General features: G+C 63.4%; 20 protein-coding genes and 1 pseudogene. 13 read left to right on the forward strand and 8 right to left on the reverse strand.

Annotated elements, in window-relative coordinates:
- Positions 1–3 precede the first annotated feature (3 nt).
- Positions 4–1209 (reverse strand): DUF4157 domain-containing protein, encoded by a 1206-nt coding sequence (locus K6I40_RS10515; protein WP_255681958.1) that lies wholly within the window; start codon positions 1207–1209, stop codon positions 4–6.
- A gap of 474 nt (positions 1210–1683) precedes the next feature.
- Here K6I40_RS10515 and K6I40_RS10520 point away from each other — a divergent pair, with 474 nt between their 5' ends.
- Positions 1684–3237: a hypothetical protein gene (locus tag K6I40_RS10520; protein WP_222918957.1), complete on the forward strand. Its 1554-nt coding sequence runs from the start codon at positions 1684–1686 to the stop codon at positions 3235–3237.
- Between the two features lie 36 nt (positions 3238–3273).
- On the opposite strand, the gene K6I40_RS10525 is transcribed toward K6I40_RS10520, so the two are convergent.
- The gene (locus tag K6I40_RS10525) at positions 3274–4671 is read right to left on the reverse strand and encodes an FAD-binding oxidoreductase (protein ID WP_222918958.1); all 1398 of its coding nucleotides are present in this window, start codon (positions 4669–4671) and stop codon (positions 3274–3276) included.
- Positions 4672–4926: 255 nt separating this feature from the next.
- On the opposite strand from K6I40_RS10525, the gene K6I40_RS10530 reads away from it, so the two are divergent.
- The 3 genes from K6I40_RS10530 to K6I40_RS10540 all read left to right on the forward strand — a co-directional run bounded on the left by K6I40_RS10530 (position 4927) and on the right by K6I40_RS10540 (position 8216).
- Complete coding sequence (locus K6I40_RS10530) at positions 4927–6360, forward strand: FAD-binding oxidoreductase (RefSeq protein ID WP_222918959.1); 1434 nt, start codon at positions 4927–4929, stop codon at positions 6358–6360.
- Positions 6361–6460: 100 nt separating this feature from the next.
- Positions 6461–7453, forward strand: a complete 993-nt coding sequence (gene cofD / locus K6I40_RS10535) for a 2-phospho-L-lactate transferase (protein ID WP_222918960.1) — start codon at positions 6461–6463, stop codon at positions 7451–7453.
- A 1-nt stretch (position 7454) separates the two neighbouring features.
- A complete protein-coding gene (locus K6I40_RS10540; RefSeq protein WP_222918961.1) occupies positions 7455–8216 on the forward strand; it encodes a tRNA-dihydrouridine synthase in 762 nt (253 codons plus the stop codon).
- 247 nt (positions 8217–8463) lie between these two features.
- On the opposite strand, the gene K6I40_RS10545 is transcribed toward K6I40_RS10540, so the two are convergent.
- On the reverse strand, positions 8464–8808 hold the full coding sequence (locus K6I40_RS10545) for a cupin domain-containing protein (RefSeq protein ID WP_222918962.1): 345 nt from the start codon (positions 8806–8808) through the stop codon (positions 8464–8466).
- A 114-nt stretch (positions 8809–8922) separates the two neighbouring features.
- On the opposite strand from K6I40_RS10545, the gene K6I40_RS10550 reads away from it, so the two are divergent.
- The 3 genes from K6I40_RS10550 to K6I40_RS10560 all read left to right on the forward strand — a co-directional run bounded on the left by K6I40_RS10550 (position 8923) and on the right by K6I40_RS10560 (position 10869).
- On the forward strand, positions 8923–9774 hold the full coding sequence (locus K6I40_RS10550; protein ID WP_222918963.1) for a triphosphoribosyl-dephospho-CoA synthase: 852 nt from the start codon (positions 8923–8925) through the stop codon (positions 9772–9774).
- Entirely contained in the window at positions 9771–10400 is a 630-nt protein-coding gene (locus tag K6I40_RS10555; RefSeq protein WP_222918964.1) for a DUF447 domain-containing protein, read from the forward strand. Before K6I40_RS10550 ends, K6I40_RS10555 begins: the two co-directional genes overlap by 4 nt.
- A gap of 277 nt (positions 10401–10677) precedes the next feature.
- Positions 10678–10869, forward strand: coding sequence for a 30S ribosomal protein S17e (locus K6I40_RS10560; protein ID WP_222918965.1), 192 nt, complete (start codon positions 10678–10680; stop codon positions 10867–10869).
- 148 nt (positions 10870–11017) lie between these two features.
- Here the strand turns inward: K6I40_RS10560 and K6I40_RS10565 are convergent, their stop codons facing one another.
- Entirely contained in the window at positions 11018–11284 is a 267-nt protein-coding gene (locus tag K6I40_RS10565; protein ID WP_222920340.1) for a hypothetical protein, read from the reverse strand.
- Between the two features lie 215 nt (positions 11285–11499).
- On the opposite strand from K6I40_RS10565, the gene asd reads away from it, so the two are divergent.
- From asd to K6I40_RS10580, 3 genes are all read left to right on the forward strand, one after another.
- Positions 11500–12534, forward strand: a complete 1035-nt coding sequence (gene asd / locus K6I40_RS10570) for an aspartate-semialdehyde dehydrogenase (RefSeq protein WP_222918966.1) — start codon at positions 11500–11502, stop codon at positions 12532–12534.
- A gap of 197 nt (positions 12535–12731) precedes the next feature.
- Entirely contained in the window at positions 12732–13376 is a 645-nt protein-coding gene (locus tag K6I40_RS10575) for a helix-turn-helix domain-containing protein (protein WP_222918967.1), read from the forward strand.
- 53 nt (positions 13377–13429) lie between these two features.
- Positions 13430–13738 (forward strand): HalOD1 output domain-containing protein, encoded by a 309-nt coding sequence (locus K6I40_RS10580; RefSeq protein ID WP_222918968.1) that lies wholly within the window; start codon positions 13430–13432, stop codon positions 13736–13738.
- An 88-nt stretch (positions 13739–13826) separates the two neighbouring features.
- Here K6I40_RS10580 and K6I40_RS10585 read toward each other — a convergent pair whose 3' ends face one another.
- Both K6I40_RS10585 and K6I40_RS10590 read right to left on the reverse strand, forming a co-directional pair.
- A complete protein-coding gene (locus K6I40_RS10585) occupies positions 13827–14258 on the reverse strand; it encodes a universal stress protein (RefSeq protein ID WP_222918969.1) in 432 nt (143 codons plus the stop codon).
- A gap of 158 nt (positions 14259–14416) precedes the next feature.
- The gene (locus K6I40_RS10590) at positions 14417–15388 is read right to left on the reverse strand and encodes a D-2-hydroxyacid dehydrogenase (protein ID WP_222918970.1); all 972 of its coding nucleotides are present in this window, start codon (positions 15386–15388) and stop codon (positions 14417–14419) included.
- Positions 15389–15785: 397 nt separating this feature from the next.
- On the opposite strand from K6I40_RS10590, the pseudogene K6I40_RS10595 reads away from it, so the two are divergent.
- Both K6I40_RS10595 and K6I40_RS10600 read left to right on the forward strand, forming a co-directional pair.
- Positions 15786–17176 (forward strand): annotated as a pseudogene (locus K6I40_RS10595) (NAD(P)/FAD-dependent oxidoreductase).
- Positions 17177–17339: 163 nt separating this feature from the next.
- A complete protein-coding gene (locus K6I40_RS10600; protein WP_222918971.1) occupies positions 17340–18248 on the forward strand; it encodes a heme-copper oxidase subunit III in 909 nt (302 codons plus the stop codon).
- Positions 18249–18311: 63 nt separating this feature from the next.
- On the opposite strand, the gene K6I40_RS10605 is transcribed toward K6I40_RS10600, so the two are convergent.
- Both K6I40_RS10605 and K6I40_RS10610 read right to left on the reverse strand, forming a co-directional pair.
- Entirely contained in the window at positions 18312–18494 is a 183-nt protein-coding gene (locus K6I40_RS10605) for a hypothetical protein (protein WP_255681959.1), read from the reverse strand.
- A gap of 117 nt (positions 18495–18611) precedes the next feature.
- Positions 18612–19013 carry a hypothetical protein gene (locus K6I40_RS10610; protein WP_222918973.1) on the reverse strand — a complete coding sequence of 134 codons (402 nt, stop codon included), beginning with the start codon at positions 19011–19013 and terminating at the stop codon, positions 18612–18614.
- Positions 19014–19223: 210 nt separating this feature from the next.
- Between K6I40_RS10610 and K6I40_RS10615 the strand changes: the two genes are divergently transcribed.
- Complete coding sequence (locus tag K6I40_RS10615) at positions 19224–20129, forward strand: manganese catalase family protein (RefSeq protein ID WP_222918974.1); 906 nt, start codon at positions 19224–19226, stop codon at positions 20127–20129.
- Positions 20130–20188: the final 59 nt, after the last annotated feature.

The following is a 20188-nucleotide window of genomic DNA, read 5'->3' on the forward strand; positions in this document are numbered from 1 at the left end:
GTGTTATCTTAACCCGTTGAACCAGCCGCTCTTGTCTTGCTTTTCTTGCTCCGTGTCGAATTCCTGATCCGTGTTGAGGTCGAGTAAGTCTCGGAGACGCTTTTGTATTTCGTCAGCAGTGGTATCACCGAATTTCTTCGCGAAGACGTAGCCGAGAGGCATTCCAGCGAGCCCGCCGGCGACAGCACCCGCCGGCCCAGCAAACGATCCCGCCATCGAACCGGCTTTCCAGCCTTTGGTCGCGCCTTTGACACCGCTGCCCATCGAGTCTTGCAACCGACTCGCGACCTCGAGATCGGCTGCCTCGAGATAGGCCGGTAGCTCGTCGACACTGTCAACGTGCTCGACCAGAGTAGCCAGTTGGTCACGTGTCAGCCTGTAGGTTTTGGTCGTGAGATCGTCGACTTTCTCCTCGACGAGCCCCGGTCCCTCACCCGTTGACAAGCGCTCGGCGTTCGATGGCCCCGAGTTCCAATCCTTCCGCTGGACGTGGATATCAGTTGTTGCCATCCGCTGAATCCCCAACTCCTCACCCTGTATCACGCGCTGGGCGGTTTCCTCTGCCTCTCGTTCTAACTGCGGATCCGGATCGATCTCGAGACCGAGATTCTCTTGGGGAAGCATCGACACTGCGCCACCAGTCTGCTGGCGAACATGGGCTAACTCGTGAGCGAGAACGTGCTGGCCTTCTGGCGATTCTGGATCGTACTCGCCGGCATTGAACGCGACGTGGCTCCCGACCGTAAACGCCCGCGCATTGATCTGCTGGCAGGCCCGGGCAGCCTTTGCCCCGGTATGAATGCGCACGTCACCAAGCGAATCACCCATTCGATCTTCCATCGCGTGCTGAATCGACGTGTCCAGTGACCGGCCGGGCGAAGAAATGACATCTCGAACTGAGCCGGGAACTCGCGTTTCGCCTGCGGGGCCGGTGGCTCGTGTGGCTTTCGTACTCCGCTGCAGGGAGTTCGATGCGTGGCGTGCAGTGGCCGGCTGTTCGTCGACACGCGGATCCCTGGGTGATCGCTCGACCGGCGGACTGGTCCGTTCTTTGATTCGCTGTAAACGTTTTGCGGCACCTAACCCGCCCAGGGATTTGATCCCGCTGCTCGAGGCCGAAGCGTCCGTTTGGTCCGTGATGCGCTCAAGCCGTTCGGCAGCACCCAGCCCGCCCAGTGACTTCGGCATGTCTGTCGAATTCGTCGACATCGTCTCGTCGCTCGTCTGCTGAACTGACTCCAGAGAGTCCAACGACTGCCGTCTCGAAAGCGAGGTCGATGACTCCGAGTCCGACTCCTCGGACGATCGCTGCGAACGCGAGGAATATCGTCCCATCGCTGTGATACTCACATCTCTTTGTTCTTCATTAATAGCAGTTACTATTAAAAGACACCCAGGTTGGTTTGAATTCGATGTGTTGACCCGTTCGCCAGCTGAATATTATACAAAACCACATGCGCCTACTTGGTGGACGACCTCAAGCAAATCTGACCTACCTCGTGTCAGCTGAGCCGATCGCAAAGCGAACCTCGGCGAGACGGAAATCAGACGCGATTGCCGAACTTGATCATGTGGCCCTATGGCACATATGTGTCCGTCGGATGCGTCCCCGCGCCGCTATTTAAATAAGTGCAAGGAGATGAGAGACGTGCTTTAAAGACAGTTGATGACTCACTCGGAGGTATGCCAGAGGAGGAACTCGCCGCACGGGTCGCGGACGTGCTGGCGGCCGACGCCATCGACTTCCGCGAACAGGCCCAAGCAGACGCGGCGGTCATCAAAGACGCCGTCGAGGAGGGGGTCTTCGACAACCCCCAGGCGATCGTCGGCCTCGAGTACGAGTTCTACGCGGTCAAGGCCGACGACTGTGCGCTGCGGCGGGTCCCGCGCCGACTGCTCGAGTTGATCGGCTTCGAGAAGGAACTCGGCCTGCACAACGCGGAGATGACGACGAGTCCACAGCCGCTGAACGGCCCTGGACTGGCAGCGCAGGAGTCGGAGGTCAAGGCCCGGTTACAGACCGCACTCGACGTCACGAACTCCGAGCGGATGCGGCTGGTCAGCGACGCGATCTGGACGCTCCCGCCCGAAGGCGAGGAGACAGGGACCTACCTCACCGACAGCGTCGAACGGACGACGGTTGCACCGGACGGAACCGAACGGACGATTCGCATCGCGACGAACATGAGCGACTCCGCCCGGTATCACGCGATGGCCAACACCGATCAGGCCGACTCTGCGGGGATGCGCATTGAGGCACCGCACGTCTCTCTGCAGGCCGACACCGTCATGCCCGAGAGTCTCATCACGTCGATCCAGCCCCACTATCAGGTGGCTCACGCCCCCGATCTCCCTGAGAACTTCAACTACGCCCTCCGTGTCGCTGGGCCGCTGCTCGCGCTCGGGGTCAACTCCCCGTTTTTCCCCGCCGATCTCTACGACGACGAAGCGACCGCCGCCGAAATCATCCGGGACGCCTGGATGGAACACCGTATCAGCGTCTTCGAGAACGTCCTCAACGATCCCACGACGGGCGAAGGAAAGGTTCGCTTTCCCCACGACTTAGAGACGGTTGACGAAGCGATCGACCGAGTTGCCGACGACGACACTATCGTCCCGATGCCGGTTGAATCCGGCGAGCGCTTCGACGATCAGTTCCACCACTTCAGCCGCAAACATGGCACCTACTGGCGGTGGGTCCGGCCGGTCTTCGGCGGCCCCACCAGATCGGCCGCCAACGCCCGTATCGAGTTCCGCCCGATCCCCGCCCAGCCCACGGTCCGCGATTCGATCTCCTTCCTCGCCGCCTTTGCCGGCCTGATGGAGAGTCTGACCCGCCTCGAGCACCCCGTCATCGAACTCGACTGGGAGATCGCACGGGAGAACTTCTACGCCGCGATGGTCGACGGACTCGAGGCCGACCTGACTTGGATCACCAATGACGGCAAGGAGACGACAGACAGCCTAGCGCTCTACGAAGACCTACTGGCCCACGCCGAGGACGGGCTGACCAACCGTGGGTTGAGCGAAGAAGACGCCGCGAAGTACCTCTACCCGCTCCGGCGGCGCGTCCGTCAGGAGGTCACTCCTGCCAGCTGGAAGCACGAGCACGTGGCAGCGGCGCTCGAGGACGGATCGGCCCTCGACGAAGCGATCGCAGCGATGCAACGAGAGTACGTCAGTCGACAGTCGGAGACGTTGCTCGAGGGGAGTTTTGCGGACTGGATCGGTGAGTAGCGGCTCGAAAGCGGCCACCAGCGCGAAAAGAGGAAGTTACCGGGCCGGTTCGACGTTCTGGTTCATCCGGAACAGGTTCTCCGGGTCGTACTCGGCCTTGATCTCAGCCAACCGTTCCTGGTTCGTTCCGTAGGCGAGGTCTTCCTCGCCCTCGTCCTCGCTGATGAAGTTCACGTAGACGCCACCGGTCGCGTACGATGCCATCGCGTCGAAGAACTCCCGGGACCAGGCGATGCACTCGTTGTCCATCGCGGGATCCTCCCAGCGCGTGTGGACGTTCATCGCATATTCGGCGTCTCGGTGTGGGTACGCCGTCGCGTCCGACGGCACGCGCCCCATTGCACCGCCGATCTGCCCGAAGAAGATCTCGGACAGCGGCGATGGGAGGTCGGCCGCGTACTTGACCGCGGTGTCGATGGCGTCGTCCGAGAGCTCGCTGAAGTTGTGCGATTTCCAGTAGTTCCGGGCGCCCTCGGTGAGCAGCGGATCGAACGCCTGCTGGAACGCCGCGTACTGGTGTGGCCCGACGGCGTCGGCGATCGGATCGCCGTACTCCCGGAGCGGGGCCAAGACTTCCTCGCCGTCGTCCATGTCACCGGCGTAGAACGTCACGACAAGGACAACACCGACGCCGTGGACGTCCTCGGGAAGGAACGGAAGGGGCGGTGCCTTCCGGAGGACGACCCAGACGGCGGACTCGTCCGGCGCATCCTCGTTGAAGTCCCGGACGTGTCGGATGACGTCTCGCGCGTCTTCACCTGCGTAGACGATCGGTCCCGAGAGGATCTCGGGCCCGACCTCGTGGAGGTCGAACTCGAACGACGTGACGACGCCGAAGTTGCCACCGCCGCCCCGAATCCCCCAGAAGAGGTCCGGGTTTTCGTCTTCGCTCGCGTGACGTAGTTCGCCGTCCGCGGTGACGACATCGACGGAGCGCAGGTTGTCCACGCTCATGCCGAACTTGCGGGTGAGCCAGCCGAACCCGCCCCCGAGCGTGAGCCCCGCGACCCCGGTCGTTGAATTGATTCCCAACGGCGTCGCCAGCCCGAACGCCTGCGCCTCGTGATCGAAGTCGGCGAGGGTCGCCCCCGACTCGACTCGAGCCGTCCGCTCCTCCGGATCGACGCGAACCGACCGCATCGCCGAGAGATCGAGCATCAGTCCGTCGTCACAGACTGCGTTACCTGCGATGTTGTGCCCGCCGCCGCGGACTGCGAGCAACACGTCCTGCTCGCGGGCGAAGTTCACCGTCGCGATTACGTCCGACACGCCCATCGCTCGAACGATGAGTGCCGGACGCTTGTCGATCATTCCGTTCCAGATCGCTCGAGTCTCGTCGTAGTTCGGATCCTCGGGCCGAAGCAATTCGCCGTGAAGCCCCTCGCGGAATCCGTCTATTGCACCGTCGTCTACGGGTGTGGTTGTTACTGCCATCGTCCCTCAGTAATCATACGCCTCGCTCGGAGATATAGTTATACATTATTAATAATACTATTTTGGTCCCGGTCGAGACACACTCGGGGGCAATGCGTTGGTCGATGGCATGAGGAAAGACAATTTCCGATTTCGCGGCGAGCGATAGTCGCTCCGGAGACGGGTTCCGTTCGCGGACGACCGACATATCCGCCGGACAGAGCGTCGTGTTGGATAGACTACTGTTTTATCTCCACCTGGCGCATATTGTGTCATATGGTATCAATGAACAAGTCTGTTGGTGAAGCGGCACTCGAGAATCTCCCGAGTGATGCTGTCCGAGCGTTTACAGCGGATTTCCACGGTGATGTCCTCCGCCCGTCCGACGAAGAGTACGACGACGATCGCCAGGTCTGGAACGGTATGATCGACAAGTACCCGGCGCTCATCGCGCGTTGTTCCGGCGTTGCCGACGTCATCGCAGGCGTGAACTTCGCTCGGGGCCACGATCTGCCCCTTGCAGTCCGGGGCGGCGGGCACAACGTGGCCGGGACGGCCGTCTGCGACGGCGGGATCGTCGTCGACTTGACGGCGATGAACGGCGTCCGGGTCGACCGCGAGGCGGGGACCGTCCGCGCCGAAGGGGGTGCGACGCTAGGTGACGTTGACCGAGAGACGCAGGCGTTCGGACTCGCGACGGCGCTCGGTGCGGTGTCGCAGACGGGGATCGCCGGGCTGACCCTCAACGGCGGGTACGGCCATCTGAGCCGCGAGTACGGGCTGGCGCTGGACAATCTGGTCAGCGTCGACATCGTAACGGCCGACGGCGAGGTTCGTACCGCCAGCGAAGACGAAAACCCGGATCTCTTCTGGGGGATCCGCGGCGGCGGCAGTAACCTCGGTGTCGTTACCTCATTCGAGTACGCACTCCACGAGGTCGGCCCCGAGGTGTACGCCTTCTTCGTCTGGTTCCACGGCGACGACACTGAAATGACGATGAGAGCTTTCCGCGAGTGGACTGAGACCGCGCCGCGGGACGCGGGCATCCTCGCGTTCACCGCCCACGTCCCCGATCTCGAAGAATTCCCCGAGGAATCATGGGGCGAACCGGCGGTTGGGCTCCTCGGTTCCTACCGAGGCGACCTCGCGAACGCCGACGCGGTCTTCGGCTCACTCCGAGAGAGCGCGACGCCCGTCGCCGACTTGAGCGGCCCGACCGCGTACGTCGACCTGCAGTCGATGCTCGACGAGGATTATCCGGACGGGCTACGATACTACTGGAAGTCGATCTTCCTCGAGGAACTCACCGACGAGGTCTTCGAACTCCTGGGCCGGTACAACGAGTCGACCCCGTCGATGCTCTCGACGATCGACGTCTGGCACCTCGGCGACGCGGTCGCCGACGTTCCGCAGGATGCAACTGCGTTCTGGCACCGCGACAAGCCGTACATGCTCAACTTCGAGGCGAACTGGGACGACGCGGCGGACGACGATGCGAACGTGAGTTGGGTCCGCGAGGGGTTCGCCGCCGTGCAAGCGCTGCCGGTCGCATCCGGCCGATACGGCAACTTCCCGGGGATGAACGAGGACCCAGCGAAACTGCTCTACGGCGACAACTACGAGCGACTGGTCGACGTCAAGACCGAGTACGATCCTGACAATCTGTTCCGATCGAACTCGAACGTCCCACCTCGAACGGCAGGGAACTGAGGAGTCGATGCCGAGACGCGACCGGGCCACGTCTCGAGTCCGCCCCGGTCGCCCGAAACGGCCGAAAGCGATTAAGTAGCCACGCTCGAGAGGTGTAGGTATGGTAACCTTCCTCTCCGGGGGCACTGGAACGCCGAAGCTGTTAGACGGTGCTGCCGCCGCGTTCTCGCCGGAGGAGACCACGGTCGTCGCCAACACCGGCGACGACATCGAACTCGGCGGGCTCTTCGTCTCGCCGGACGTCGATACGCTGTTGTTTCAGGGTGGTGGGATCCTCGACCGAGAGACGTGGTGGGGCATCGAGGGAGACACGCATCGAACCAACTCGGCGCTGATGGACATCGCGTCGGCAGCGGGACTGCCTGACGGGCCACAGTATCTACCCGAAGAAAAACAGACCGAGGGCCGAAAACTCGCGAACTGGCGTCGTTTCTCGGGCATCGCCGAGTTCATGACGGTCGGCGACCGCGATCGGGCCGTCCACCTCACGCGGACGAGCCTCATTGACGAGGGGCACACGCTGAGCGAGGCGACCGAGCGACTCACGAGCGCGTTCGGTCTGACGATCGACCTCCTTCCCATGAGCGACGATCCCGTCGCCAGTCTCGTCCACACCGACGAGGGACTCATGCACTTCCAGGAGTACTGGGTCGGTCATCGCGGCGAGCCGGCCGTCGAAACCGTCGAATTTCGTGGCTCGTCGAAGGCCGAACCCGCGCCTGGTGTCCTCGATGCACTCGCGGACGCCGTCGTCATCGGCCCGTCGAACCCGGTCACCAGTATTGGGCCGATGCTCGCGCTGCCGGGCGTCGCGGACGCGCTCGCCCAGACGACGGTCGTCGCCGTCTCACCGTTCCTCGGCGACGACGCGTTCTCCGGGCCCGCCGGCGACCTCATGGCGGCCGTCAACGCGGATCCAAGCACTGAGGGACTGGCGACCGCCTATCCGTTCGCGGACGCCTTCGTGATCGACGACGACGACGATGCTGACTTCGACCGAACGACAGTCCGGACCGATATCACGATCGACTCTCGCGAGGACGCTGCGCGCGTGATCCGCGCAGTCGACGACGCGATCGAGCGCGTGGACTGACATGGCATCGACAGTGTCGTTTACGCCACCGCTCGCGCTCGCGAGCCTCAGTGGCGAGGCCGACGCCGACTGGGCGCGGGCCGGCGCGGAGTACGCCGGTAGCGCGTTCCTCGGCGGCATCGCCCTCGACGCCGACGCTCGCGCGGCCGCGAGCGAACTCGTCGACCGAGATCGCACCGAGTTCCTGCCCGACGACCCGCTCGCCTTCATCGACCGCGAGCTCGAGTCGCTCGCCGAGACGCCGATCAAACCGGCGTTCAACGTCCGGAGCGCGACCGTCGACCCCGTCGTCGACGCCGCCCGAATCTGTCGCGATCGGGAGGCGTACCTCGAGATAAACGCCCACTGTCGACAGAACGAACTCTGTGCCGTCGGTTGCGGCGAGACACTGCTGCGAGACGACGAGCGACTCGCACGATACGTCGACCGGGCGGCCGCGACCGGCGTGACCGTCGGCGCGAAAGTCCGCGCGGAAGTCCCCGGCGTCGACCTGCCGGGACTGGCTCGTCGCCTCGAGCGCGCTGGGGCGGACTTCGTCCACGTCGATGCGATGGACAGCGAATCAGTTATCGCCGACATAGTCGACGCGACCGACCTGTTCGTGATCGCCAACAACGGCGTCCGCGACGACGAGACCGTCCGCGAGTACGTCGACTACGGCGCGGATGCGGTCAGCGTCGGTCGTCCCAGCGACAACCCGGTCGTGCTCGAGCGCGTTCACGACGCGGTGGAGCAACGGCTGGGGCTCGAGGTGAACCGGTAACGGCTGCGGTGACTACAGAGAGCCGTCAGCGAACCGTTCGCTCGAACGCACGCGAGGGATGAACCACAGCCGGCCGCGGGAGCGAGAACCGCAGTCGTCTGAGGAGAGCGTGGCAACTCCGTACAGCCACGATAGCAGGACGCCCCTCCGCGGTCGAGTCGCTCTCAGAACGGAGTGTAGACACGTGTCTCAGTCGAACGACCGTGGGAACAACGCTCCGAAAAACATCGACGACTCCGTCCGATGACTACAGCGGCGCGCCAACTAACACAAGCTTCGCGCGTTCGTCGCCCCGGTTGTGGATCTGGCGGGTCTCCTCGGCATCCAGCCGGATCGCCTCGTCCGTCTCGAGCGTCACGGTTTTGTCGGCGTCGGCCAGTTCGACGTCGACCGTTCCCTCGACGACGTAGTAGACCTCTTCCTGCCCGGAGTCGGTCTCGTCGTGTTCCATTCCCTTCCCGTTGGGCTCGAGTTCGAGGATTGAGATGCCCAGTTCCTCGGTGCCGAGTTCCTCCTCGAGGAACCACATGCCACCCCACTCCTCGTCGATAACTGATTCCGGATCGGTCTTAGCGACAGTGTCGTAGCCCATGGTCGATGATTTTCGTTTCGAAACTTAAATCGATGGGACTACGACCCCGTTTGCCGGCTGCAACTGAGCGCGATAACCCCTACCCCTAAGCCGCCCCGGTACGCAGCGACACGTATGCGATCGTCGGCTCAGAACGCGGAACTGGCGTTGCTTCTCGAGGTCGCGGCGACCCCAAAGCCGGGGAACGTCGACCGCCACCGGGACCTCGCGGATCTGCGGTTCGAACACTTCATGGCCGGAGCGGTGGGTTCCCGTGAGGGGCTCGAGATCGCGGCCGACGGCGCGGCGGTCGGGCCGGCGTTTGAGCGGGCCGTCGAGAAGATGGCCGCTCAGGAGGGCGGGAACACGCAGTTCGGGGCACTCCTGTTGCTCGTCCCGCTAGTGCGGGCCGCTCGCGAGGACCTCTCACAGCCCGTCGTCGAATCCGTCGTCCGAGAGACGACCGTCGGCGACGCGGCATCGTTCTACCGCGCGTTCGAGCACGTCGATGTCGCCGTCGCCGACCCGCCTGACGACATGGCGGCCCTCGACGTGCGCCGCGGCGCGGACGCGGTTCCGGCCGTAGAGGCCCGCGGGCTGACGCTCTTCGACATCATGGATCGAAGCGTTCCCGGCGACGACGTCGCTCGCGAGTGGGTCCGCGGGTTCGACCGCTCGTTTGCGGCGGCCGAACGGCTCGCCGAGGCCGACGGCCCGGTGTCGGATCGGACCGCGGCGGTCTTCCTCTCAATGCTCGCCGACCGACCAGACACGCTCGTCGCGACGCGCCACGACGAGGCGACGGCACAGGAGGTGACCGACCGCGCCGCGGAACTGATCGACGCAGACGCCCTCGAGACGGACCCCGATGCCGTCGAATCCTTCGCCGACAGTCTCGTCAATCGTGGGATTAACCCCGGGACGACGGCCGATATGACCGCGGCCGGACTGTTCATCGCGCTCGAGCACGAGGCGGTCGAGATATGAGCGACGAGCGAGACGCCGCGGCGGACAACGCAGTGACTGACGGCAAGGTCGACGGGACGGGACTCGTGGAGTGGCCCGTCGCGCTCTCGGGCGTCACCGAGTCGGTCGTGACCACGCTGGGGCCGAACGGGCTGTGGAACGCTGCCGCGCTCGGCCTCCACGCGGGCGACCCCGTCACCGCACGGACATGGGGGAACACTCGCACCCGCCGGAACTTCCACCGACAGGGCGAGGGGTACGTTCAGTTCGTCGACGACCCCGTCGACTTCGCCGAGGCCGCCCTTTCGATCGTCGAGCGCGAGGATCCAATCCTCGCGTCCGCGAACGCCTGGGCACGCGTCACCGTCGAACGGATCGATAGCGGTTGTGAGGGAGACACCGACTGGGAAGAGTGGACGCTACGCCCCGTCGAGTCGACAATCGAACGCGAAACCGTTCCGACGATCAATCGCGGGTTCGGGGCCGTCGTCGAGGCGACCGTCGCCGCGTCGCGACTCGCGGTCCCCGACTACGACGAGAGCGAACTTCGGGACCGCCTCGCGTACTGTGCCTCGGTCGTCGACCGCGCCGGCGGGCCCCGGGAGCGCGAGGCGCTCGAGCGCGTGCGTGAGCACTCGTCTTGGTGAGTTCGAGTGGCTATGCTCGGTCCGTCGGGACACCGCGGTGGCGAGTGAGAGAAGCAGCCAAATCCCTCGATCATGGACGGGGACGGACTACGACCGAGACACGAGTTCCATCCCCTCCAGTGTCGACTGAAATCATCATACCGATCCCACATCAGCGTGAAATCGGCTTTACAGTGACTATTATCGCCCTTGTAGTCGTTTGGGTGGTTGCCCCACACCCCAGCGCCGGAGCGCCAAAGAGAAAGGGATTAAGAGCCTCTAGACGGAACCACTCTACATGGCAATCAAACCGGCCTACGTCAAGAAGACCGGGAAGCTCCTCCTGGAGCGGTATCCGGAGGCGTTCACGACCGATTTCGAGCAGAACAAAGAGAGCGTCACCAAGCTCACGAACGTCGAGTCCAAGGGCGTCCGCAACCGCATCGCGGGCTACGTGACGCGAAAGAAAGGCGCAGAAGTTCCCGCGTAAGTCGATATTCTCACCTTGAGCGAGTCTCCGTGATCACGAGCGAGCAACTGCAGTCGGCTGGATTTCTCGAGACGGGTAATCGCCGAGTGAACGGACAGTTCCATCATCGACCGAGCGCCCAGAGAACAGTCTGACTCGATACGCGCCGCTACTGGTCGAGGCCGGGTTCCATGTACACCGCGGCGACGAACGCGACGAGAGCAATCCCGAACCCGAACAGGAGCCCGATAACGCCGGTCAGGATGTTCAGATCCAGGCCGATTACCGGGAGCATCCCATCGTTGTAGCCCGTCCAGGCGAAGATGACGCCTAGCAGCGCCGCGACGGCCGCGATGGCTGCCGCACCGATGCTGAACCGGGTGTCGAACAGTCCTCGGTCACTGGTGTTCGCAGTCGAACTCGTCATCGGGACCACCACTGGCCGACGGCCTCGAGTCGATCCTGTCGATAATGCATCGGTCGATAGCTGGCGCTCCCGTTTCTTAATATCTTCTATCCGTCCACAGCACGCCGCTACAGACGACTGTCGAATCATGCCGTAGAACTGAGTCAACGTGAGCAACTCCGGCGATTGACACGCGCTACCGTAAACCCAAACGGTTTTGCGGACACAACTCGGAGTGGCGGAAAATGGCAGTACGAGTAGGCGTACTCGGTGCGACCGGAGCCGTCGGACAGCGACTGATTCAGCTACTCGATCCCCATCCGGACTTCGAGATCGCTGCACTAACCGCGAGCGACTCTAGCGCCGGCAAGACGTATCGACAGGCCGCGAAGTGGCGCGTCGACAGCCCCATCCCCGACGACGTCGCCGGCATGACCGTCACGGCGACCGATCCCGACGAGGTCCCCAACGACGTCGACCTGATCTTCTCGTCGCTCCCCTCGAGCGTCGGCGCGGCGGTCGAATCCGGCTTCTGTGAAGAGGGGTACGTCGTCTCGTCGAACTCCTCGAACGGCCGCATGGACGACGATATCCCGCTCGTGATTCCGGAGGTCAACGCCGAACACCTCGACTTGCTCGAGGTCCAGCGCGACGAGCGCGGCTGGGACGGCGCGATGGTCAAGAACCCCAACTGCTCGACGATCACCTTCGTTCCTACGCTCGCGGCCCTGACCGACTTCGGCCTCGAGAAGGTCCACGTCTCGACCCTGCAGGCCGTCTCCGGGGCGGGCTACGACGGCGTCAGTTCGATGGAGATCATCGACAATGCCATCCCCTACATCGGCGGCGAAGAGGACAAACTCGAGACCGAGTCCCGCAAACTGCTCGGCGAGTTCGACGGGGCCGAACTGTCGCACAACAGTATGGACGTCGCGGCCTCCTGTAACCGCATCCCGACCATCGACGGCCACCTCGAGAACGTCTGGGTCGAGACCGACGAGGAGCTGACCGCTGACGCGGCCGCCGAAGCCATGCGCGAGTACCCCTCGCTGGATCTGCGTTCCTCGCCGGACCCGCTCATCCACGTCTTTGAGGAACCTAACCGACCACAGCCTCGAATGGACCGCACGCTCGGCGATGGGATGGCCATCGCCGCTGGCGGTCTCCAAGAGTCGCCCTTTGGCCTGCAGTACAACTGTCTGGCCCACAACACGATTCGCGGTGCCGCCGGTGCGAGCGTACTCAACGGCGAACTCCTGCTCGAGAACGGCTACATCTGAGGACGCGACCCGTGTTCCGCGGTCGACGTTCGTTCGGCGTCGAATGTCGACTCCTGCAGACTCGTAAGACCGCTTGAAACGGATCTTCTCAGCTGAGGCCTCGCCTCGAGAGCCCCGGCCGGCCGTGACGCGACCGGCTCTCACGTATTGCTATACTATAACAACCATCGTCGCGTAGTCGAGAGAGTGAGCTCGCCATGGTTCTGATCGTCGAGTTCGAAATCGCAACGCCAATCCTCCGGCGGACGGTCGACGCCGTCTCGAGGATCGACGTCGAAGAGATCTATCAGTCCGAAGCGGAGGAGACGAAACTCATCTGCTGGGTCTATGGCGACGAACTCGAGAGCGTCGAGACGGCGCTGGATGACGACGACACCATACAGACGTTCTCGCTGCTCGAGGTCGAGGAAGATCGTCGCCTCTACAGCGTCACGCTATCGGAGCGGGGAGAGACACAGCTGACCTATCCCACGGCGGCGGAGTACGATATCAGCTACCACGAAATCACCGTCACGAGGAATACGAAGATTCGCGCTCGCGTCCCGACGCGAGAGGCGCTGTTCGCGTATCGCGACGTCTGTCAAGAGAAGGATATTCCGTTTCGGATTCAGCGTATCTTTCAGGGATCAGACCCTTCCGGAGACCGATACGGGATCACCGACAGACAGCGAGAAGCGCTCCAGATCGCCCTCGAGGAGGGATACTTTGACGTGCCGCGGGGAACGACGCTATCGGCGGTCGCCACGAAACTCGATATCTCGGATCAAGCCCTGTCCGCTCGTCTTCGGCGAGGGGAGGCCAATCTGCTCCAAAATACGATCGGGGAACGGACCCCCACTTAATAGGTTGACCATTCAATCGTAGTCACTTCCCACATTGGACCAGTAAAGGGGGTATGGAAACTGAGCCTTCAACCGGCGAGTCACGTCTACAAGAGGGGAACACTACGTATCAGTTCGAACCGGACACACCTCTCAGCGAAACGGTCATCGCCGCACTCGCGTCGGAATCGGGGATGGACGTGCTCGAAATCGCGGACGAGTTCGGACCGCTCTACGACGCGGTCGATCCGACCGCGCTGGATTCGCTGTTCCAGTCGACGGAACGGACGAAGCGGTCCGTCGGGTCCGTCACGTTCGAATACGCTGCCTACCGAGTCACGGTCGATCAAACGGGGCAGGTACTGCTCGAGGATCAAGAGTAACCGTTCTTCGAACGAGCGAGCCGAGACCGGCCGCACAAGTACGTCGGAGGGGAACGGATACCGATCGAGGTCCGTCCCAGTATCCCGACTAGCTGTCGGTTCTCGGCAGCGCGACCACCGGCACTGAGGCTTCCTTTACTAATCGGCGAGCCACATCGCCAGTCAGTAGTTCCACGAACCGGTTCCCGTCGCGGGGCTCGAAGACGACCGCGTCGATGTCGCGCTCTTCCGCCGCCTCGAAAATCGTCTCGACCACGTCGGTTCCGAAGAGGATTGCCGTCTCGACCGACCCCGCTCGCTCCTCGAGTGGCCCGCGGGCGCGCTCGAAGATTTCCCGCGCGTACTCCTCGCGCTGTTCGACCGAGGCCTTGTCGGGCGCGCCCCCCGCTTTCTCGATTACGTTGACGACGATCACCCGGGTCGAGGGCTCGAGGTACGGTGCGAGTGCTGCCGCGGTCTGCTCCCCGTCGTCGGGATCGGCCGCAGGGACGAGGATCGTCCCATCGAACGTCAGCGGCATCGTGTACCTCCCGCGTCCACTTGCGCGGTACATCCCGTTCGATTCATTTCCGCACCTGATGAGATAGTCACATTCGTGGTTCGTCACAGGAGGTCAAAAAGTAAGTCGGATGACTCGAGCGGCGATCGTCCGGGTTCGAACGCAGTCGAACGGCCCCGTCAGGGGAGTACCTGCTTCTCGAGGTCGGAATCGGAGTTCGGCTCGTCGAACCGACGGCGGTTTTCGGCGACGATGTCAGCCAGCCGATCGTAGTACTTCGGCGTATGACCCGCGTTATGCGGCGTTATCTGAACGTTTTCGAAGGTCCACAGCGGGTGTTCCTCGGGCAGCGGTTCGGGGTCGGTGACGTCCAGCGACGCGCCGCGGATCCAATTCGAGCGCAGCGCCGCGACGAGCGCGTCAGTGTCGACGACCGGACCGCGAGCGATGTTGACGAGGACTGACTCGGGATCCATCGTGACGAGCGCCTCGCGGTCGATCAGTCCGCGCGTCGTCTCCGTGAGCGGACAGGCGAGGACGAGATAGTCCGTCCGCGCGAGCGCGTCATCGAATTCGGCGTCCTCGAAGCCGATTACCTCGTCCGTCGGGCCGCCCTTCTCCGGGGTGTAGCGCACGCCGATCGTGTCGACGCCGAAGGGCTCGAGACGATCACAGACCGACTGCCCAATCGCACCGAGGCCGACGACGGTGACCGTCGATCCCTGTAGTTCGGTAGCCTGATAGTGACGCCACTCGCGGCGGCGCTGGCGGCGTTCGCCGACGTGGAACCGCCGGGTGAAATGGAGGATCGCACCCAGTACGTGCTCGCCGATATTCGGCCCGTGGACACCCGAGGCGTTCGTCACCGCGACGCCTCGCTCCTCGAGTTTCTCGAGTGGCAGATGTCCGGTGCCCGCGTAGGCACAGGCGAAGACCTCGAGGGATTCTGCGGCCTCGAGCAAGTCATCCTCGAGGGTCATGCCGGTGACGAAGCGGGCGTTTTCGATCCGCTCTCGCTCTTCGGCCGGCGTTCGTGCGAGGTCGACAGTGTGGTCCGGTAGCCGATCGCGGATCGCGTCGGCGTACTGTTCGATCGGCGTCCCGTGGGTTCCCTTTCGCAGGACGAGGATGTCCGGCGCGTCGTCGCTCATGTCCCAGCCGTCGGTCGGTGCAATCAAAAGGGTTCGTCTCGCGGCACCCTCATCGACTCGAAGATCGTCGGGAGTAGCACTCGAGCGTCACGGAGTCAGGGCGCACCGAACTGGAGCGGACGGACTTCTCACGCCGGCAACAGGGGATTTCCACATCCTCCTCAGCCGATTTTTCTTACGGGTGCGACGCACCCGTTCGCATGGTCCGCGGGACCGTCGATCCCGTGCTATTTGCTTTCCGAGGTGCTCGCGTGGCTCGACCTCGCGACGCTCGGACGGCCGACATCGTACGCTACTGCACCGCAGTTGGCCGATCCTGACTGATATGACGGATGACTCGAAGAACTGAAAGTTCACCTCGCAGTTTTTATAATGACCCAATGAGTCCAAACGGCGTATGGAACGCGTAGACGTCGCGATCGTCGGCGGAGGGCCCGCTGGTGCGTCCGCGGCCGAACGGGCCGCCGCTCACGGCGCAGAGACGGTCCTCTTCGAGCAGGGGGTCCCTCGAGAGGACCGCGAGGGCCAGGGCCGGATTCGACCGATGCCGCTGGAATGCTCGACTACTGGATCGATATCATGGGCTTTGACTACCGGGAAATCCCCGACGAGGTCATCCACCGGGAACTCGAGGCAACCGAGTTCGTCGGGCCGAACAGCAACGTCGAGTTGACCTCGACCGGGATGGAGGCCAGCTACCCCAAGTTCGGCTACACCTTCCATCGCACGCGCATGGACGACTGGCTCCACGAACGCGCGGTCGATGCGGGCGCTGACTTGCGCGTCGGGACTGGCGTGAAGGACTTCGAGACTGACCTTCGCGCCTCGAGTTCGAAGGGACCGACCCATACGCTGACGCTTTCGAACGGCGAGGAACTCGAGGCCCAGTACGTCGTCCTCGCGGACGGCCCACAACGGCGGATCACGCTTGACGCGCTCGACCAGTTCACGGCACCCGGCCGGAGCGTCTCCGATCACCTCTCGCCGCCGAAAGCGAATCACATCGCCTACCAAGAGTATCGGGAGTTTCCCCCCGAACTGTTCGAAGAGTTCAAGGACCGACTGAAGTTCTGGTGGGGGTACATGCCCGGCGAGACCGCCTACCCATGGGTGTTCCCGAACGACGGCACGGTCGCCCGCGTCGGGCTGACGATGCCGATCGGCATGGATCTCGCGGACGTCGACGACCCCGGCTCTTACAAGCTCCTGCGGCCCGACGACGAGCGGATTCCCTCGGGCGCGGAGTACATCACTCGCCTCTTAGAGCAGGAGTACGGCGACGAATACGACATCGAAGCGGACATCCCGCGCGTCGAAGACCGCGGCAAGTCGAAGGGGACCGAAACCTATCCGATCTCCTCGACGCGGCCGATCGAGTCGCCCGTCGGAGCAAACATCGCCGTCGCCGGCGGTGCGATGGGCACTACCTCCGCCTTCCACGAGGGTGGCTATCACGTCGCCGTCCGCACCGGCAAGATCGCTGGCCGACTCGCCGCGACGAACTCCATCGCGAACTACAACGATGTCTGGAAACGCGCGATCGGCGACGAGATCCTGCGTAACGTCGCCTTCGCGGACATCGTCGCCGACTACGGGCCCGACGACTGGGACTGGGCATTCGACACCATCACCGACATGCAGGGCAGCGGCTCGACCGACGGCCTCGTGAGCAAGACGTACTCCGCCGGCCTCGGCGCGGCCAAGGTCATGGCGACGTACAAGCGCCAGAAGTTCAAATACCGCGACGGTGGCTACGTGCAGCTCTCGGAGGACGACTACTTCTACTGAATCAGCCGAGTCGCCGACTCCTCGTCGCTGGTCACGCGAGCGAACTCGAGGAACTCGAGCGAGACAGGCGATCGCGTATCGGTCGGGAATCGTCGCAATGTAACGACGGCCTAACTGCCTATACGCGGTGATCCTTTTTCCGGATCGACGTGGAAGCGGCCCTATGACCTCTGGTGGACACACCGATCCGCCCGACGAGGACGCTCCTCGAGCCGATGGCTCCGGCCACCGTGTTCCCGAGGGGCAGGCACCCGAGGAGTACGGCGACCACCGCGGTCGCGGCGATCACGACGAGCACGAGCACCGCAGCCGCTGGCCGCTCGTCGCCGCCGCCGGGGCGGCCGGACTCTACGGCGGGGTCGCGGTCTTCATCCTCGGGGACGAAACTGATCTCATCCCGCCGCTACTCGGCGTTGGCCTCGCTGTCGTCGGGACGATCGTCCTGCTTGCCGGCATCGCGGGCTGGATCGACCAGGCGTTTCTGGCACCCGCTCGCGATGCACAGGGAGCACGCAAATCCCGGGAGTCGTACGTCTCGACGACGCTGCTCTTCCTCACGACCGACGTCTCGACGTTCGGCGCGTTGTTTATCTACTACTTCTTCGTCAGAATTGGGACCTGGCCGCCCGAGGAGTTGCCGCCGCTGCTCGGCTCGCTCGTGATCGTCAACACCGCCATTCTGGTCGCTAGTAGCGTCACCTTCCACTACGCACACGAGGCACTCGAACACGACAACCGGAGACGATTCCTCGGACTGCTCGGGACGACGCTCGCGCTCGGCCTAGTCTTCCTCGCCGGGCAGGTCTACGAGTACTACGAGTTCGTCGCTCACGAGGGATTCACTCTCGCGAGCGGTATCTTTGGGACCGCCTTCTTCGGACTGACCGGACTCCACGGACTCCACGTCGCGTTGGGCGTCGGTGGCATCGCCGTGCTCTGCTGGCGAGCGTTCCGCGGTCACTACGGCCCAGATCGGGATACGTCGGTCGCGACCGTCTCGCTGTACTGGCACTTCGTCGACGTCGTCTGGCTCTTCCTTGTCGTCGTCCTCTACGTCGGCGCGTCGGTGTAACAGGTCTCGCCGCCGATCGCCATCGCCATCAGAATCGGCGAACAGCGAATAGAGTGGGGTAGTTCACGGTATCTCGTCGTGGTCGAGATCGGTCTCGAGAACCTCCAGCGTCGGTGACTCACAGTCACAGAAATTCGACTGACCGAGGGGTTGGAGACTGCCATCGGGCCAGATCTGAACGATGCCGATCTCCCCGCAGTCGTCGCATTCAGCCGCCGCTCGCTGTTTATCCTCGTTGTTGCCCACTAGAGTCACCTCTGGGACTGATCCGTACCACAGCCACCGAGGAAAAACCCGGTGTCCGATCGGACACGAGTAACGGGTCCGACCCAGCGGACCCACCGCTCCGTTGGCACCGGCCGGTCACTCGAGACCGACGGTGACGAACCGTCGGCCGGCGGTTCCGGGCGATCCCTGAACAGCCCCGAACTCGAGCGACTGGTCCGGCTCGAGGGCCGCGTCGGGCTCAGTAAAGAGGAACGCACGATACGACGGCGCGTGGTCGTAGGCTATCACATTGGTCTGATAGGTGTCGCTGAATCGGTCCGGTTGCCAGTCGAGGCCCGACTCGACGACGGTGAATCGGCTGTCCGGGGTGAACTGGTATGGATGTACCACCCCGTGATCGGCCGGCTCGGCGTCGGGCTCAGTCGAGCCCGATCCTACGTCGGCGCTCGCCCCAGAGGCCCCGAACAGCGTTCCCGTCGATACCGCGCCGTATTTGACGAACGTGCGTCGTGACGTCGACCATGGATCCTCACTCATGCGCTGATCCCCGACCACCGACGCCATTATAACCGTTTGCCATGATGACACAACGATGGGTGTACGGTCTTTCGAGTGTCGATATCACACGTATCAGATTGTCTTCTGCCAGATCTGAACGGATCATATCGAACTATTACCAGTCGGTGGAAACTTCACTATCAGTCACAACAGTTGTTTATCCCTCTGGGTGTGGGCAGGGACCAGTGGATGTTCTTCCAAGAACCGGAACTCCAGTACGAGGTTACCGTCGAACAACCGGACCCACACTTCGCGAAACTCCTCCAACAAGCGATCGGCGGCCAAGAAGGCGAGATGCGCGTCGCCATGCAGTACATGTTCCAGGCCTGGGCACTGCCCGAGGAATACGAGGAGTACCGGAACCTGCTGATGGAGACCGCGGCCGAGGAACTCGGCCACATCGAAATGCTCGCGACCGCCGTGACGAAGAACCTGCGCGGCTCGCCCACGCAGATGAGCGATGATGCTCAGGAGACGGCGGCCGCTGCGGCGTCGATGACCGGACAGAACCCGCGGCAGTTTCTCTCGGCCGGCCAGTCGGCGATGCCAGTCGATAGTAACGGCGTCCCGTTCACCGGTGGCTACATCGCTGCATCGGGAAACCTCGCTGGCGACCTCTACGCGAACGTGATGGCTGAGGCGACCGGCCGTACCCTCGCAACACGGCTCTGGGAGTACACCGACGACCCCGGCATGAAGGACATGCTCTCCTATCTCATCGCCCGGGACACTATGCATCAAAACCAGTGGCTTGAGGCCTTGGAAACACTCGACGATCCAGTTCCGGTGCCCGCGAGCTTCCCGCAGGAACAGGAAAACCAGGAGTTCAACTACACGTTCATTTCAACCAGACGCGAGGAGCAACCGGATCCCGGCTACCCGTGGACGGAGGGCGAAGCGCCGGACGGCAAGGGCCAGTTCTCCTACGCAGCCGAACAGCCGGGTGACGGCGAAGTCGTCGCGCCCGAACCGGATCCGATGACGAACAACGAGCCGAACGGGACCGCCCAGTCGGATCAGACGGATGACTCAGCCACCACCGACTCGGACGCTACCAACGAGTCAAACACCACCGACTCGAACGAGTCGGACTGACGCGTTACATCGTTCCATCGCAGTCGGGTCCCGCGATCGACACCGCTCGAGATCGCTTC

Origin of the sequence: Natrinema sp. SYSU A 869, assembly GCF_019879105.1 — an archaeon.
GTDB lineage: Archaea > Halobacteriota > Halobacteria > Halobacteriales > Natrialbaceae > Natrinema.